This window comes from Streptomyces sp. NPDC051822, assembly GCF_044452745.1.
Lineage (GTDB): Bacteria > Actinomycetota > Actinomycetes > Streptomycetales > Streptomycetaceae > Streptomyces.
The window spans coordinates 747,102-762,272 of sequence record NZ_JBITBZ010000002.1; the positions used below are offsets into that span (position 1 = coordinate 747,102).

At 71.0% G+C, this 15,171-nt stretch carries 16 protein-coding genes and 1 riboswitch; of the genes, 10 read left to right on the plus strand and 6 right to left on the minus strand.

Annotated features, from left to right (window positions below; all coding sequences use genetic code 11):
* Positions 1–112 precede the first annotated feature (112 nt).
* The 8 genes from ACIA8N_RS09190 (at position 113) to ACIA8N_RS09225 (ending at position 7,793) form a co-directional block, all read left to right on the plus strand.
* Positions 113–1,279 carry an Ig-like domain-containing protein gene (locus ACIA8N_RS09190; RefSeq protein ID WP_365780544.1) on the plus strand — a complete coding sequence of 389 codons (1,167 nt, stop codon included), beginning with the start codon at positions 113–115 and terminating at the stop codon, positions 1,277–1,279.
* 198 nt (positions 1,280–1,477) lie between these two features.
* Positions 1,478–2,743, plus strand: a complete 1,266-nt coding sequence (locus tag ACIA8N_RS09195) for an Ig-like domain-containing protein (RefSeq protein WP_365780382.1) — start codon at positions 1,478–1,480, stop codon at positions 2,741–2,743.
* A 110-nt stretch (positions 2,744–2,853) separates the two neighbouring features.
* Positions 2,854–3,621 carry an enoyl-CoA hydratase/isomerase family protein gene (locus tag ACIA8N_RS09200; RefSeq protein ID WP_030553672.1) on the plus strand — a complete coding sequence of 256 codons (768 nt, stop codon included), beginning with the start codon at positions 2,854–2,856 and terminating at the stop codon, positions 3,619–3,621.
* Between the two features lie 70 nt (positions 3,622–3,691).
* Positions 3,692–4,198: an ATP-binding protein gene (locus tag ACIA8N_RS09205; protein WP_365780383.1), complete on the plus strand. Its 507-nt coding sequence runs from the start codon at positions 3,692–3,694 to the stop codon at positions 4,196–4,198.
* Positions 4,199–4,570: 372 nt separating this feature from the next.
* Positions 4,571–5,335 (plus strand): polysaccharide deacetylase family protein, encoded by a 765-nt coding sequence (locus tag ACIA8N_RS09210; RefSeq protein WP_365780384.1) that lies wholly within the window; start codon positions 4,571–4,573, stop codon positions 5,333–5,335.
* Positions 5,335–6,516 (plus strand): hypothetical protein, encoded by a 1,182-nt coding sequence (locus tag ACIA8N_RS09215; RefSeq protein WP_365780385.1) that lies wholly within the window; start codon positions 5,335–5,337, stop codon positions 6,514–6,516. The genes ACIA8N_RS09210 and ACIA8N_RS09215 overlap by 1 nt, the downstream gene beginning before the upstream one ends.
* Before the next feature lie 75 nt (positions 6,517–6,591).
* Complete coding sequence (locus ACIA8N_RS09220; protein WP_030223519.1) at positions 6,592–6,807, plus strand: EF-hand domain-containing protein; 216 nt, start codon at positions 6,592–6,594, stop codon at positions 6,805–6,807.
* A gap of 68 nt (positions 6,808–6,875) precedes the next feature.
* On the plus strand, positions 6,876–7,793 hold the full coding sequence (locus ACIA8N_RS09225; RefSeq protein WP_365780386.1) for a CopD family protein: 918 nt from the start codon (positions 6,876–6,878) through the stop codon (positions 7,791–7,793).
* A gap of 137 nt (positions 7,794–7,930) precedes the next feature.
* On the opposite strand, the gene ACIA8N_RS09230 is transcribed toward ACIA8N_RS09225, so the two are convergent.
* From ACIA8N_RS09230 to gcvT, 6 genes are all read right to left on the minus strand, one after another.
* A complete protein-coding gene (locus ACIA8N_RS09230) occupies positions 7,931–8,323 on the minus strand; it encodes a PIN domain-containing protein (RefSeq protein ID WP_365780387.1) in 393 nt (130 codons plus the stop codon).
* Positions 8,320–8,592 carry a hypothetical protein gene (locus tag ACIA8N_RS09235; RefSeq protein WP_365780388.1) on the minus strand — a complete coding sequence of 91 codons (273 nt, stop codon included), beginning with the start codon at positions 8,590–8,592 and terminating at the stop codon, positions 8,320–8,322. The genes ACIA8N_RS09230 and ACIA8N_RS09235 overlap by 4 nt, the downstream gene beginning before the upstream one ends.
* A 175-nt stretch (positions 8,593–8,767) precedes the next feature.
* The gene (locus tag ACIA8N_RS09240) at positions 8,768–10,138 is read right to left on the minus strand and encodes an L-serine ammonia-lyase (RefSeq protein WP_030223510.1); all 1,371 of its coding nucleotides are present in this window, start codon (positions 10,136–10,138) and stop codon (positions 8,768–8,770) included.
* Positions 10,139–10,308: 170 nt separating this feature from the next.
* Positions 10,309–11,577 (minus strand): serine hydroxymethyltransferase, encoded by a 1,269-nt coding sequence (gene glyA, locus ACIA8N_RS09245; protein ID WP_365780389.1) that lies wholly within the window; start codon positions 11,575–11,577, stop codon positions 10,309–10,311.
* A gap of 32 nt (positions 11,578–11,609) precedes the next feature.
* On the minus strand, positions 11,610–11,987 hold the full coding sequence (gene gcvH / locus ACIA8N_RS09250) for a glycine cleavage system protein GcvH (protein ID WP_365780390.1): 378 nt from the start codon (positions 11,985–11,987) through the stop codon (positions 11,610–11,612).
* A 101-nt stretch (positions 11,988–12,088) separates the two neighbouring features.
* The gene (gene gcvT / locus ACIA8N_RS09255; protein WP_365780391.1) at positions 12,089–13,204 is read right to left on the minus strand and encodes a glycine cleavage system aminomethyltransferase GcvT; all 1,116 of its coding nucleotides are present in this window, start codon (positions 13,202–13,204) and stop codon (positions 12,089–12,091) included.
* A 173-nt stretch (positions 13,205–13,377) separates the two neighbouring features.
* A riboswitch (glycine riboswitch) is annotated at positions 13,378–13,477 on the minus strand.
* Positions 13,478–13,628: 151 nt separating this feature from the next.
* Between gcvT and ACIA8N_RS09260 the strand changes: the two genes are divergently transcribed.
* Together ACIA8N_RS09260 and ACIA8N_RS09265 are read left to right on the plus strand one after the other, a co-directional pair.
* Positions 13,629–14,291 carry an AAA family ATPase gene (locus tag ACIA8N_RS09260; RefSeq protein WP_365780392.1) on the plus strand — a complete coding sequence of 221 codons (663 nt, stop codon included), beginning with the start codon at positions 13,629–13,631 and terminating at the stop codon, positions 14,289–14,291.
* 124 nt (positions 14,292–14,415) lie between these two features.
* Positions 14,416–15,156: an enhanced serine sensitivity protein SseB gene (locus ACIA8N_RS09265; RefSeq protein WP_030223499.1), complete on the plus strand. Its 741-nt coding sequence runs from the start codon at positions 14,416–14,418 to the stop codon at positions 15,154–15,156.
* Positions 15,157–15,171: the final 15 nt, after the last annotated feature.

Consider the following 15,171-nt stretch of genomic DNA (forward strand, 5'->3'; position numbering starts at 1 on the left):
CCGCTCCCAACATGACCCGTACGCACGTTTCCCCTGGAGGGTGGCCGTCGTTGGGCCGAGCGTGACACTTGTATGGAAGCGGGCGGGGTACGCCCTCGCGGTGGCGGGACTGATGGCGGGCCTCGTGGGCTGCACGGGAGACGGCGGCGGACGGGGCGTCGACGTCTCCCTGCCGGGCAAGGCGCGGGCCCCGGGTGACGTCATCCGGATCAGCCCCGAGGACGGCAGCAGGGGGGTGCCCGCCGGGGGACCGGTCGAGGTGGGGGTGGACAGCGGGCGGCTCGAACGGGTGACCGTGGTCCAGGTGGAGGACGCCCAGCGGACCCAGGTCGCGGGGGAGATCTCCGCGGACGGGCTGCGCTGGCGGCCCCGGCCGGACACCCGGCTCGCGCTGGCCGCGAAGTACAGCGTGGACGCGGTCGCGCTCGACGCGCACGGGCGCCGTTCCGCCCGGCACACCACCTTCACCACCGTCGTACCGGAGAGCCGTTTCATCGGTTACTTCAAACCGGAGAATCGTTCCACGGTCGGCACCGGCATGATCGTCTCCTTCGGCTTCAACCGGCCGATCGAGAACCGGGCCGAGGTCGAACGGGCCATCAGGATCACCTCGGAGCCACCGGTGGAGGTCGTCGGCCACTGGTTCGGCAAGGAGCGGCTCGACTTCCGCCCCGCCGCGTACTGGCAGCCGGGCACCCGCGTCACCGTCGAGCTCGGCCTGCGGGACGTCGAGGGGGCGCCCGGCGTGTACGGGATCCAGCGCAAGACGGTCGGCTTCACCGTCGGCCGCTCCCAGGTGTCCCTGGTGGACGCCGCGGCGCACACCATGGAGGTCAGGAGGAACGGCGAGGTCCTGGCCACCCTGCCGATCACGGCCGGGGCGCCGAAGACCACCACGTACAACGGGAAGATGGTCGTCACCGAGCTGTACGACGTGACGCGGATGGACGGGCGCACGGTCGGCTTCGGCGGCGAGTACGACATCAAGGACGTCCCGCACGCGATGCGCCTCACCGAGTCGGGGACCTTCCTGCATGGCAACTACTGGGCCTCGCCCGGCACCTTCGGCTCCGCCAACGTCAGCCACGGCTGCGTCGGGCTGAGGGACGAGAAGGGCGGCAGCGCGGACTCGCCCGCGGGCTGGTTCTTCGACCGGACGCTCATCGGCGACGTGGTGGAGGTGGTCAACTCCCGGGACCGGAAGGTGGCTCCCGACAACGGCCTCGGGGGCTGGAACATGGAGTGGGACCGGTGGAAGGCCGGCTCCGCCCTGCACTGATCCGGAAGGCGGCCCCAGTCCCTCTCGTACCCCCCCTGCAACGCCCGTCGCCCTACCAGATCGATCGGGACGGAACGGTGACATTCACGAGGATCTTTCGTGTCCTGCGGTGTGATTATCTAGCGCCGTGTGCGCGAGTGAATGCGCACGGGGGTGGGGCCCTGGCGGTGCCGGGCCGTGTGAGGGGAGAACACCACAGTGAACGGGCAGCCGATATCGGGGACATCGGTAGGGACGACCGGGCGACGCGGCCGACGACGCGGGGGCGTCCGGCTGCAGGCCCTCGCGGCGGGGGCGATGCTCCTGGTGCTCACCGCCTGCGGCGGCGGCGAGACGCCCGCCGGCGGCGGTACGGGGGGACAGGGTTCGGCCCAGGGCGGCGGCAAGCAGGACAACGCCGCCTCGCAGGCGGTCGTGACGATCCTTCCGAAGGACGGCGCCGACGCGGTCGCCACCAGCGGGGCCCTCAAGGTCACCGCGGCCCAGGGCAAGCTGACCACGGTCACGGTCGCCGACTCCAAGGGCACCGAGGTCGAGGGCGAGATCGCGGCGGACGGCGCCAGCTGGACGCCCACCGCCCACCTGGCCGCGGCCACCCAGTACAAGGTGCACGCGGTCGCCAAGGACGCCGAGGGACGTGAGTCGGCGAAGGACACCACCTTCACCACCCTGGTCCCGAAGAACACCTTCATCGGCCACTACACGCCGGAGGACGGTTCGACCGTCGGCGTCGGCATGCCGGTGTCCATCAACTTCACCCGGGGCATCACCGACCCCGAGGCCGTCGAGAAGGCCATCAAGGTGACGGCCGTCCCCGCCGTCGAGATCGAGGGCCACTGGTTCGGCAACGACCGCCTCGACTTCCGCCCGGAGAACTACTGGGCCGCGGGCACCAAGGTGACCGTCGAGCTCAACCTTGACGGCGTCGAGGGCCGCCCGGGCGTCTACGGCAAGCAGAAGAAGAAGGTCTCCTTCACCATCGGCCGCCGTCAGGTCTCCACGGTCGACGCGAGCGCCAAGACGATGAAGGTCGAGCGCGACGGCAAGATCATCAAGACGATCCCGATCACCGCGGGCGCCCCGTCGACGACCACGTACAACGGTCAGATGGTCATCAGCGAGAAGTTCAAGGTGACCCGCATGAACGGGGCCACCGTCGGCTTCGGCGGCGAGTACGACATCAAGGACGTGCCGCACGCGATGCGCCTGTCCCAGTCCGGCACCTTCGTCCACGGCAACTACTGGGCCTCGGCGGGCACCTTCGGCTCCTCCAACGTCAGCCACGGCTGCGTCGGCCTCCAGGACGCGCGGGGCGCGGGCGACAGCTCCATGCCGGCCGCCTGGTTCTACGACCGCTCGATCATCGGCGACGTCGTCGTCGTGAAGAACTCCAAGGACAAGCAGATCAAGCCGGAGAACGGCCTGAACGGCTGGAACATGCCCTGGTCGGAGTGGATCGCGTAGCCGTACGCGACGGAGTGCGGGCCCGGTGCTGTGAGCAACAGCACCGGGCCCCTTCGCGTGCTGTGCCCTCTGGGGGACACCCCCAGACCCCCCGCCACTAACCTTCCCTCATGACTGTGAACCTCGAAGTCGCCGAAGGCGTCGGCACGATCCGCCTCGACCGCCCCCCGATGAACGCCCTGGACGTCGCCACCCAGGACCGGCTGCGCGAGCTGGCCCAGGAGGCGACCGACCGCGACGACGTACGGGCCGTGATCCTGTACGGCGGCGAGAAGGTGTTCGCGGCCGGCGCGGACATCAAGGAGATGCAGGTCATGGACCACGTGGCCATGGTCAAGCGCTCCCGCGCCCTCCAGGACTCCTTCACCGCCGTCGCCCGCATCCCCAAGCCGGTCGTCGCCGCCATCACCGGCTACGCCCTCGGCGGCGGCTGTGAGCTCGCGCTCTGCGCCGACTACCGGATCGCCGCCGACAACGCGAAGCTGGGCCAGCCGGAGATCCTGCTCGGCCTGATCCCGGGAGCGGGCGGCACCCAGCGCCTCTCCCGCCTGGTCGGCCCCTCCAAGGCGAAGGACCTCATCTTCACCGGCCGGATGGTCAGGGCGGACGAGGCCCTGACGCTGGGCCTGGTCGACCGGGTCGTGCCGGCCGCCGAGGTGTACGAGCAGGCGCACGCCTGGGCCGCGAAGCTGGCGCAGGGCCCCGCGGTCGCCCTGCGGGCCGCCAAGGAGGCGATCGACCAGGGTCTGGAGGCGGACATCGACACCGGTCTGGCCATCGAGCGCACCTGGTTCGCGGGTCTGTTCGCGACGGAGGACCGCGAGCGCGGCATGCGCAGCTTCGTCGAGGAGGGCCCCGGGAAGGCGAAGTTCGCCTGACGGATGTTCCAGGGGGCCGATTCCACCGGAACGGCCCCCGCGGACGTCTCCGTGCGGCCATGATGGGGGCATGGCGGGCCTGGAGGGTAGGGAACAACCGTGGCAGCGCGGCAGCGCCGCCGCAGCGCGGTGGTCACCGGCCGCGGATGACGAACAGGCCGCCGAGGCAGTGGAGTTGTACGGTAATCCGGCAGAGGAGGACGTCCGGCTGCCGTCCCGTCCGGAGTCCGCGTGGCTGGCCCGCAGGCTCACCCATCACGTGGTGCTGCGGCAGTGGGGCCTCGGCCCGCAGATCGCCGAGCACGCGGTCCTCCTCGTCTCCGAACTCGTGGGGAACGCGGTCCGGCATACCGGCGCCCGGGTCTTCGCCTTGCGGTTACAGCGGCGGCGCGGCTGGATCCGCGTCGAGGTCCGGGACCCCTCGCGCGGACTGCCCTGTCTGATGCCGGTGCACGAGCTCGACGTCAGCGGCCGGGGGCTCTTCCTCGTCGACAAGCTCTCGGACCGCTGGGGTGTGGATCTGGCCCCGCGCGGCAAGACGACCTGGTTCGAGATGCGGGTCGCCGACCGGCCCTGAACGCACGGAAGCCCCCGTGCGCCGTGGTGAGGCAGCTGGGGGCTTCCGTGTGGTGCGCCGTGGACGGGGGGGTGTATCCACGGCTGCTATGTCGACCTGGCCCGGGTCAATGGGGGTCGTGTCTCCGACTATGGCAGACAGGCGGCCTTGCCGCCAAAAGCCCCTAGCGGGGCAATCATGGATGAAAGCGGACAGTTCGATAGTGAATCGTTGGTGACGTGGAGCACTCGCCTTGCAAACAGTGAATGGCTATGCGGTTCACTGCTTGTTTCCCCGGGTCGTCCGCATACTGGACGATCGATAAGGCGTCCGTAAACGTCCTGAATTGGCCTAATCGTAATAAATCGGGCATCGGCGGCTTTGAATGGTCGGGTGAAGCCGACCGACCGCCGCGGCGCCCTCAGGGCAGGTGCCGCCACCGCCCTCGCGGGAGCCCTCGCCACCGCCTGCGGCACCGGCTCCCCCTCCCCGGGCCCCCGCCCCTCCGGCCCCGCCCCCGCGCCCGCCGCCGCCCCCGCCCCACGGCGCCTCCCCGGACAGCCCGCCGAGATCACCCACGGCCCCCGCGGCCGGCCCCTGGTCGCCCTCACCTTCCACGGCCAGGGCGACCCCGCCCTCGCCAGGACGCTCCTCGCCCAGGCCGAGAAGGCCGGCGCCCGCGTCACCGTCCTCGCCGTCGGCAGCTGGCTCGACGCCCACCCCGGCATGGCCCGCCGCGTCCTCGACGGCGGCCACGACCTCGGCAACCACACCCAGCACCACACCGACGTCAACGCCATGACCGAGGCCCGGGCCCACGCCGAGATCGAGGCCTGCGCCACGCGGCTGCGCCGGCTCACCGGCTCCATCGGCACCTGGTTCCGGCCCTCCCGCACCCGGCACGCCGCCCCCGCCGTCCTGCGCGCCGCACACCGCGCCGGATACCCGCACGTCCTCTCGTACGACGTCGACTCCCTCGACTTCACCTCGCCCGGCGCCACCGCCGTCGTCCGCAACGTCACCGGCACGGTCCGCGCCGGATCCGTCGTCAGCCTCCACTTCGGCCACCCGGACACCGCCGCCGCGCTGCCCCTCCTCCTCGCCGACCTCGACCGCCGCGGACTGCGCGCGGTCACCACCACGGAGCTGCTGACCTGATGGCACACCTCTCCCGGCGCACCAGGACCGTCCTCGCCGCCGCCGTCCTCGCCACCCTCACCGCCTGCGGCACCGGAGACCCCGGCGACGGCGCCGCCCCCGTGAAGAAGGCGGCCGCCCCCGCCGCGCGCAAGCCGGCCGCCGCCCCCGAGGGACTCCCCGGCATGCCGCCCGTCCTCGACCCGAACGACGTCTACGCCGCCGACCGGCCGAACCGGCTCTCCCCGGTCGTCAAGGACTTCCCCTCCCGGGTCTACGTCCCCAACACCAACTCCAACACCGTCTCGGTCATCGATCCGGCCACGTACCAGGTCATCGAGACCATCCCGGTCGGCATCCAGCCCCAGCACGTCGTCCCCTCCTGGGACATGAAGACCCTCTGGGTCAACAACAACCGGGGCCACACCCTCACCCCCATCGACCCCGCCACCGGCGTCGCGGGCAAGCCCGTCGAGGTCCACGACCCGTACAACCTCTACTTCACGCCCAACGGCAAGTACGCCGTCGTGATGGCCTCCCTCGACCGCGAACTCGTCTTCCGCGACCCCCACACCATGGAACGGAAGAAGACCGTCCCGGTCAGCTGCTACGGCGTCAACCACGCCGACTTCTCCGCCGACGGGCGCTACTTCGTCGTCTCCTGCGAGTTCTCCGGCGAACTCCTCAAGGTCGACACCGAGAAGATGGAGGTGATCGGCCAGCAGAGACTGCCCTTCGAGGGCGCCATGCCGCAGGACGTGAAGATCTCGCCCGACGGCAAGACCTTCTACATCGCCGACATGATGGCCCACGGCATGTGGGTCCTCGACGGCGAGAAGTTCACCACCCCGACGCTCCTGCCCACCGGCAAGGGCTGCCACGGCCTCTACATCAGCCGGGACTCGCGCGAGATGTACGTCCCCAACCGCGGCGAGGGCTCCGTCTCCGTCTTCGACTTCGCGAAGAACAAGCTCACCAAGAAGTGGTGGCTGCCGGACGGCGGCTCCCCCGACATGGGAGGCGTCTCCGCCGACGGCAAGGTCCTGTGGCTCTCCGGCCGCTACGACTCCGAGGTCTACGCCATCGACACCACGACCGGGAAGCAGCTCGCCCGCATCCCCGTCGGCGGCGGCCCCCACGGCCTCGCCGTCTACCCCCAGCCCGGCCGGTACTCCCTCGGCCACACCGGCGTCTTCCGGTGAGGGCTCGGTCCGCCGCCGTCACCGGGCCAGCTAATCTGACCACCGTCAGAGAAGTACCGAGAAGGGGCGGAAGCAGTGGCGGACATCGAGTCGGCACGCACGGCATTCAACAAGTTCGACGCGAACGGGGACGGCTTCATCACCGCCGCGGAGTACAAGAGCCTCATGGCGCAGCTGGGCGACTTCAACGTCACCGAGACGGTCGCCGAGGCCCTCATCAAGCAGCGTGACGACAACGGCGACGGCGTCCTGTCCTGGGACGAGTTCTGGGCGCACCTCAGCAAGGCCTGATCCGTCGGCCCCGGCGGGCGGCGCCGGCCTGAGTTGCCGCCCGCCCGGGGCTCGGTGACGATCGTCCGGTGACGCTTCCCGGACCCTTCGGTACCCCGAGCCGTCTGATGGCGGCGGTCCTCGCCGCGGTCGTCGTCAGCGCTGTGATCGTCCTCGCCCTCCTGGGCACGGGCCTGGCCCAGACGGGCACCGGCGAGCTCCGAATACCCGCGGCGGGCACCACCGCGCTGCTGCGGTTCCTCGTCCTCGCCGGTCTGGCCGTGCACGTCGGCGAACTCGCCGGCCGCCGTCTCGCCGGGGAGGGGCCACGGCCCCGCGCCCTCTCCGTGCCCGCCGCCCTGCTCGCCACGGCAGCCTCCGCCGGACTCCTGCTCCTCCTCACCGCCGTCAGCGGACTGAGCCCGCCCGTCGCGTACGGGCTCCGCGAGGGCCGCCTCCTGCTCGTCACCGCCAACGCCTTCGCCCTCGCCGCCCTGTGCGCCGCCTCCCGGCGCCCGGCCCTCGCGGTCGCCCCGCTCGCCGTCGCGGTTCTCGCCGAGGCCATGCGGGCCCACCCCGAGACGTCCGCCCCCGCCCTCGGCATCGCGCTCACCGTCGTCCACCTCACGGGCGCCTCGCTCTGGTTCGGAACGCTCCTGTACGTGCTGCGCACCATGCGGCTGCGGCGCGGCGGACGCGAGGTCCTCGTCCGCTACGCCCGGATGGCCGCCTGCGTGTACGCCGCCCTCGCGGTCACCGGCACCGTCTCCACCCTGCGCAGGCTGCCGCTGGACGCCGTCCTGACCACGGCCTACGGCCGGATCCTGCTGGTCAAGCTGGTGCTGTTCGGGATGGTCAGCCTGCTGGCCCTGGCTGCCAGGAGCCGGATGCTCTCCGGCGGCGACGCGGATGCCCCGGCACGGATCGAGGTGGCGGTGCTGGCGGTGGTCGTGGTCGTCTCGGCGCTCCTCACGGTCGTCCCGGACCCGCACTGGCTCACGCCCTGACGCCGGTGTCCTCGGGGCCGCCCCGGGGCGTCCTCAGGGCGTCCTGCGTCCTCAGGAGGACGCCCCGACGGGGACCTCGATCCGGCCGGTGAAGGGGGACCGGGTTTCCGCGCCTGGGTCGAGACGAGGCCTCGTGGTCAGACCTTGACGATGCGGACGCTGGGGCCGCAGAGCATCAGGAGGTCTTCGGGGTCCGATGTCAGGACGGTCACCGGGGCCGGCGAGGTGAGCGCGGTGGCGGCCACGATGGCGTCGAGGGCGTACTTGTGGCCGTGCAGTCCGGCCGCAGCCAGGAGTTCGCTCGCATGGCGGGCGATGGCTTCGTTGGGCGGGATGATGTTCACGCGGGAGACGGCGTAGTCGAAGCGGGCTTGGTTGACCTTGGGGTCGCGTGCTTCGACGAGGGTGACGGAGCTGGTGACGACGCGGATGTCTTCGGCTTCGGCTGCCGTAAGCCACTCGGTGATCTCAGGTGTGCGTCGTACCAGTTTGGACAGGCCTTCGCAGTCCAGGACGAGCGTGCCGCTCACGCGGCGTCCGCCGAGCTGGCAGTCTCGCCGCGGAGGACCGCACGTTTGGCGTCGACAGCCGACTGGTCGACCGGGCCATGCGCGGCTTCCGCGTCCTCGATGAGTTCGCGCAGTCGGTCCCGCTCCAGTTGGCGCTGGATGAGGGACTCGACGTAGGCAGACATGCCTCGCTTGCCCGTACGTGCCTTGAGGGCAGCGATGGTGCCTTCGTGGAGCGAGACCGATACGGGCCGGACGGGTCCTTCGCCGGGCGCCGGGGAGGTAGCCATGAGCGCCAGTTTAACAAGACTCTTGTTATTAGGCAGGCGATTGTTCGATCCGCTGTGCCCGAGGGACATACTTTCATGTCTGTCCCAGGGAGATTCCAGGGACTTTCCGCCGTGCAAGCAGGGAAGGCCCTGGCAGCGCTGAAAGATGGAAACGCGCTGGTCAGGGCCTACGGCCTCAGCACTCGATGATGTTCACCGCGAGCCCGCCGCGCGCGGTCTCCTTGTACTTGACGCTCATGTCCGCGCCGGTCTCCTTCATGGTCTTGATGACCTTGTCGAGGGAGACCAGGTGGCTGCCGTCGCCGCGCATCGACATCTTCGCCGCCGTGACGGCCTTGACCGCCGCCATGCCGTTGCGCTCGATGCAGGGGATCTGGACCAGGCCGCCGACCGGGTCGCAGGTCAGGCCCAGGTTGTGCTCCATGCCGATCTCGGCCGCGTTCTCCACCTGCTCGGGCGTGCCGCCGAGGACCTCGGCGAGGGCGCCCGCCGCCATCGAGCAGGCCGAGCCGACCTCGCCCTGGCAGCCGACCTCGGCGCCGGAGATCGAGGCGTTCTCCTTGAAGAGCATGCCGACCGCGCCCGCCGCGAGCATGAAGCGGACGACGCCCTCGTCGTCGGCGCCGGGCACGAAGTTCATGTAGTAGTGCAGGACCGCAGGGATGATGCCGGCCGCGCCGTTCGTCGGGGCGGTGACCACCCGGCCGCCCGCCGCGTTCTCCTCGTTCACGGCCATCGCGTACAGGGTGATCCACTCCATCGAGTGGGCCGCGGGGTCGCCCTCGGAGCGCAGCTTGCGGGCCGTGTTCGCGGCGCGGCGGCGCACCTTCAGGCCGCCGGGCAGAATGCCCTCGCGGGACATGCCGCGCGAGACGCAGGCCTGCATGACCCGCCAGATCTCCAGGAGGCCCTCGCGGATCTCCTCCTCCGTGCGCCAGGCCTTCTCGTTCTCCAGCATCATCGCGGAGATCGAGAGACCGGTCTCCTTGGCGAGGCGCAGCAGCTCGTCGCCGGTGCGGAAGGGGTACTTCAGGACGGTGTCCTCGGGGACGATCGGGTTCTCGCCCTCGACTGCGTCCTCGTCGACGACGAAGCCGCCGCCGACCGAGTAGTACGTCTTCTGCAGGACGAGGGCACCCTCGGCGTCGTACGCGAAGACCGTCATGCCGTTGGCGTGGTACGGCAGCGCCTTGCGGCGGTGCAGGATCAGGTCCTCGTCGAAGTCGAAGGGGATCTCGTGCGCGCCGAGCAGGTTGATCCGGCCGCTCGCCTTGATCCGCTCGAACTCCTCGTCCGCCGTCTCCACGTTCACCGTGCGGGGCGAGTTGCCCTCCAGGCCGAGGAGCACCGCCTTGGGGGTGCCGTGGCCGTGGCCGGTGGCGCCGAGCGAGCCGTACAGCTCCGCCCGTACCTTCGCGGTGTGGGCGAGCAGGCCCTCGTTCTTCAGCCTGCGGGCGAACATCCGGGCGGCGCGCATCGGGCCCACCGTGTGGGAGCTGGACGGGCCGATGCCGATCGAGAACAGGTCGAAGACCGAGATGGCCACGGGGGGACTCCTTGTGGGGGCTAGACGCCGTTGTCTGCCGGGGTGGTGCAGAACAAAGCAGGAAGATCGGAACGGGGCACGACATGGGGTGGGGCACCGCGCCCACCTTTCAGTGTGCGCGATGCCCCGGACGTGTCGTACGAACTAAACCGGAACTAAATCGTACGAAACTACTTCAGGCCGGGGTACAGCGGGTGCTTGTCGGCGAGGGCCGTCACCCGGGCCTTCAGCGACGCGGCCTTGTCGGCGTCGAAGCCGGGCTTCAGGGTCTCCGCGATGATGTCGCCGACCTCGGTGAAGTCCTCGGCCTGGAAACCGCGGGTGGCGAGCGCCGGCGTACCGATGCGCAGACCCGAGGTGACCATCGGCGGGCGCGGGTCGTTCGGAACGGCGTTCCGGTTGACCGTGATGCCGACCTCGTGGAGACGGTCCTCGGCCTGCTGGCCGTCCAGCTCGCTGTCGCGCAGGTCGACGAGGAGCAGGTGGACGTCCGTGCCGCCGGACAGGACGGAGACACCGTGGGCGGTGACGTCGTCCTGGACCAGGCGCTCGGCGATGATGCGGGCGCCGTCCAGGGTGCGCTGCTGGCGCTCCTTGAACTCCTCCGAGGCCGCGACCTTGAAGGAGACGGCCTTGGCCGCGATCACGTGCTCCAGCGGGCCGCCCTGGAAACCGGGGAAGACCGAGGAGTTCAGCTTCTTGGCGAACTCCTTCTTCGCCAGGATGATGCCGCCGCGGGGGCCGCCGAGCGTCTTGTGCGTGGTGGAGGTCACCACGTCCGCGTACGGGACCGGGTTCGGGTGCAGACCGGCGGCGACCAGGCCGGCGAAGTGGGCCATGTCGACCCACAGCTTGGCCTCGACCTCGTCGGCGATCCGGCGGAACTCGGCGAAGTCCAGCTGACGCGGGTAGGCGGACCAGCCCGCGATGATCACCTTCGGGCGGTGCTCCTTGGCGAGGCGCTCGACCTCGGCCATGTCGACCAGACCGGCCTCGTCCACGTGGTACGCGACCACGTTGAACTGCTTGCCCGAGAAGTTCAGGCGCATGCCGTGGGTGAGGTGACCGCCGTGCGCCAGGTCCAGACCCAGGATCGTGTCGCCGGGCTGGGCGATCGCGAAGAGGGCGGCCTGGTTCGCGGAGGCGCCGGAGTGCGGCTGGACGTTGGCGTACTCGGCGCCGAACAGGTCCTTGACCCGGTCGATGGCGATCTGCTCGGCCACGTCGACGTGCTCGCAGCCGCCGTAGTAGCGGCGGCCCGGGTAGCCCTCGGCGTACTTGTTGGTGAGGACGGAGCCCTGCGCCTCCATGACGGCGACCGGAGCGAAGTTCTCCGAGGCGATCATCTCGAGGGTGGACTGCTGACGGCGGAGCTCGGCGTCGACGGCGGCGGCGACGTCCGGGTCCAGCTCGTGGAGAGGGGTGTTCAGAAGCGACATGAATCGATCCCTAAGGGGTCTCGGGCCCGGTCTCAGTTCCCGGCGAACGCGGTGTACTCGTCGGCGGAGAGCAGCTCTTCCGGCTCACCCGTGACGCGCACCTTGAACAGCCAGCCACCCTCGAACGGAGCCGAGTTCACCAGGGACGGGTCGTCCACCACGTCCTGGTTGGAGGCGACGACCTCGCCCGTGACGGGGGAGTACAGGTCGCTCACGGACTTCGTCGACTCCAGCTCGCCGCAGGTCTCACCCGCGGTGACGGTGTCGCCGACGGCGGGGAGCTGGGCGTAGACGACGTCACCGAGCGCGTTGGCCGCGAACTCCGTGATGCCGACCGTCGCGACGCCGTCCTCGGCGGTCGACAGCCACTCGTGCTCCTTGGTGTACCGCAGCTGCTGGGGGTTGCTCATGACCTGATTCTCCTGGATCGGGGGAGTGCTGGTGAACGTGGGTCTCGCGGGGTGAGACCCGGGATGAGACGACTGCGTCACTTCCGGCGCTTGCCGGACGTCTACTTCCGGCGCTTGTAGAACGGCAGCGCCACGACCTCGTACGGCTCGTGCGTACCGCGGATGTCCACCCCTACACCCTCGGTGCCGGGCGCGGCGTGCGCCGCGTCCACGTACGCGATGGCGATCGGCTTTCCGAGGGTCGGGGACGGGGCACCGGAGGTCACCTCGCCGATCACCACGCCGTCCTTGACGACGGAGAAGCCGGCGCGCGGGACGCGGCGGCCCTCGGCGACCAGGCCGACGAGCTTGCGCGGCGGGGCGGTCTCGGCACGCTCGGCGGCGGCCTCCAGGGCCTTGCGGCCGACGAAGTCGCCCGGCTTCTCGAACTTCACGACCCGGCCGAGGCCGGCGTCGAAGGGGGTGAGCGCGGTGGTCAGCTCGTGGCCGTACAGCGGCATGCCCGCCTCCAGGCGGAGCGTGTCGCGGCAGGACAGGCCGCAGGGGATCAGGCCGACGCCCTCGCCCGCCTCGGTGAGCGCCTTCCACACGCCCTCGGCGTGCTCGGGCTTCAGGAACAGCTCGAAGCCGTCCTCGCCGGTGTAGCCGGTACGGGCGATCAGCGCGGGCACGCCCGCGACCGTGCCGGGCAGTCCCGCGTAGTACTTGAGCCCGTCCAGGTCGGCGTCGGTGATCGACTTCAGGATGCCGGGGGACTCGGGGCCCTGGACGGCGATCAGGGCGTACGCGTCACGGTCGTCGCGGACCTCGGCGTCGAAGCCGCCGGAGCGGGCCACGAGGGCGTCCAGGACGATCTGCGCGTTGGAGGCGTTGGCGACGACCATGTACTCCGTCTCGCCGAGGCGGTAGACGATCAGGTCGTCGAGGATGCCGCCGTCCTCCTGGCAGATCATCGTGTAGCGGGCGCGGCCGTTGCCCACCGTGGAGATGTTGCCGACGAGCGCGAAGTCGAGCAGGTCGACGGCCTGCGGGCCCGTCACCGTGATCTCGCCCATGTGGGACAGGTCGAAGAGACCCGCCTTGGTGCGGACGGCGACGTGCTCGTCGCGCTCGCTGGCGTAGCGGAGCGGCATGTCCCAGCCCGCGAAGTCGGTCATGGTCGCGCCCAGCGAACGATGCAGCGCATCGAGGGCGGTCAGACGGGGGGCAGTGCTCATGGGGTGGCTCCCGGATCCCAAGGGCGGTTCGGTGACGAAACACATGACGGGCGAGGACGTCCTCCCCATCTGTCATGGAACCTGAGAGGTTCACCGAGAGCATCTCGTCACACGAGAGATCGGCTTGCACCTTGGGTGGGGACACAACAGGGTGTCCCGCTTTTCAGATCTGCCTCATCCGCGCGGTACGGGGCCTGAGAGATTCAAGGGAGGGTCTTGCTCCTTCGGCGTCCGGACGCGCTGGGCGGTCCGGAACTCTCCCGCGCGGATTCGAGCGGCCGGTATGCGATTGTGTGGCGACTGTGCGCGCCTGGCGCGGACATCATTGCACGCGAGCCACGCGGGGCACATCGCTTGTGTCTCATTACCGTTTCTTTACACTTTGTGGGCAAGGGTCTCCCAAGGCCCGGCAGGGGGAGAAGCGATGAGGATCCAGCACACCGGCGCGTACGCGCCGAGTACCGGCATACCGTCCCAGCGAGCCCGCGCGAGGACCCGCCGGCGCGGCAGACTCCTGCGCGACCTCCGCGAGCGCGGCGGCCGCGGCCCCCGCGCCCTCACCTTCGCGGCCGGCGACCTCGTGGTGATCTCCGGCCTGCCCGGAAGCGGCAAGTCGACCCTCATGAAGCGCGCCGCCGAGGGCACCGGCATCGACTCCCAGGACGCCCGCGAGCGGTGGGAGGCCCGGATGCCCCGCCTCCTGCCGTACGCGCTCTACCGCCCCCTGGTCCGGCTCGCGCACTACGCGGGCCTGCGCCGCGCCCTGCGCTCCGGCGCCGGCGTGGTCGTGCACGACTGCGGCACCCAGTCCTGGGTGCGCGGCTGGCTCGCCCGCGAGGCCCGGCGCCGCGGCCGTGCCCTGCATCTGGTCCTCCTCGACGTCAGTCCGGACACCGCCCGCGAGGGCCAGCGCGCCCGCGGCCGCGGCGTCTCCGCCTACGCCTTCGCCCGGCACCGGCGGGCCGTCGCACGGCTCGTCGGCGCCGCCGAGTCCGGCCGCCTTCCGCACGGCTGCGCCTCCGCCACCCTGCTCGACCGGGACGCGGCGGACACCCTGCGGAGAATCGGCTTCCGGGCGGCCGCCTGACGGGCGCCGGCTTCCGCACCCTCCCGGTTCCGTACCCTTTTGGCCACGCCGCCCCCGGGGCGGCGTTAGGGTGCTGCCCGGGGCGGCCGGTGCGGCAGGCCGTGCGAGAAGGAGAAACGCGACCGTGGACGTGACGTGGCCGGGCAACGAGCTCGAAGAGGTCCTTGTCGCCTCACTCGGCAACCCCGCGGCCGGCGGCCGGCTGGTCGAGGTGCTCGGGCGCAGCCCGATCTGGGTGCCCCTGCCCAACGGCGGCGGGCCCGACAGCCCCGACCTCGACCTGCCCACCATGGAGATCGAGGGCGCGGCCTACGTGCCCGTCTTCAGCTCCGAGCAGCAGTTCCTCGCCTGCGTCGGCAGCCACATGTCCTTCACCGTCGCCCCCGCCCGTGACTTCGCGCGCGGCCTGCCCCCGCAGCTCGGCATCGCGGTGAACCCCGGCGGCACCGTCGGCGTCCCGCTGCCCCCGCCCGCCGTCGCCGAGCTGTGCCGGGTGGGCCGCACCCCGCTCGACGGCCCCGCCAGCGGCGGTCGCGTCCGCCTCTTCGAGCCCGACTGGCAGGACGACCCGGTCGACTTCCTCGCCGCCGCCTCCGCCGAGTTCGAGGCGACCGGCGTGGTGACCACCGCCCGCCGGGCCCTCGCCAGCGTCGAGGGCACCGAACCCGCCCTCTTCATCGGCGTCCAGCTCGCCGGCTGGGACGGCGTCGACCGCAACGCGCCCCTGGACGCCCTCGGCCGCGCCCTCGGCCGCGTCGAGGTCGCCTGGCCGGTCAACCTCATCCTGCTCGACATGGCGCAGGACCCGGTCGGCGACTGGATGCTGGAGCGGGTGCGCCCCTTCTACCAGCGCGCCGCCGTGTGACAGAGGGCCTGTCTA

Coding starts and splice junctions, on each gene's coding strand:
- gcvH (WP_365780390.1), bottom strand. CDS start 11,987: ATGAGCAACCCCCAGCAGCTGCGGTACACCAAGGAGCACGAGTGGCTG.
- ACIA8N_RS09200 (WP_030553672.1), top strand. CDS start 2,854: ATGACTGTGAACCTCGAAGTCGCCGAAGGCGTCGGCACGATCCGCCTC.
- ACIA8N_RS09235 (WP_365780388.1), bottom strand. CDS start 8,592: ATGGCTACCTCCCCGGCGCCCGGCGAAGGACCCGTCCGGCCCGTATCG.
- ACIA8N_RS09205 (WP_365780383.1), top strand. CDS start 3,692: ATGGCGGGCCTGGAGGGTAGGGAACAACCGTGGCAGCGCGGCAGCGCC.
- ACIA8N_RS09190 (WP_365780544.1), top strand. CDS start 113: ATGGCGGGCCTCGTGGGCTGCACGGGAGACGGCGGCGGACGGGGCGTC.
- ACIA8N_RS09260 (WP_365780392.1), top strand. CDS start 13,629: ATGAGGATCCAGCACACCGGCGCGTACGCGCCGAGTACCGGCATACCG.
- ACIA8N_RS09215 (WP_365780385.1), top strand. CDS start 5,335: ATGGCACACCTCTCCCGGCGCACCAGGACCGTCCTCGCCGCCGCCGTC.
- glyA (WP_365780389.1), bottom strand. CDS start 11,577: ATGTCGCTTCTGAACACCCCTCTCCACGAGCTGGACCCGGACGTCGCC.
- gcvT (WP_365780391.1), bottom strand. CDS start 13,204: ATGAGCACTGCCCCCCGTCTGACCGCCCTCGATGCGCTGCATCGTTCG.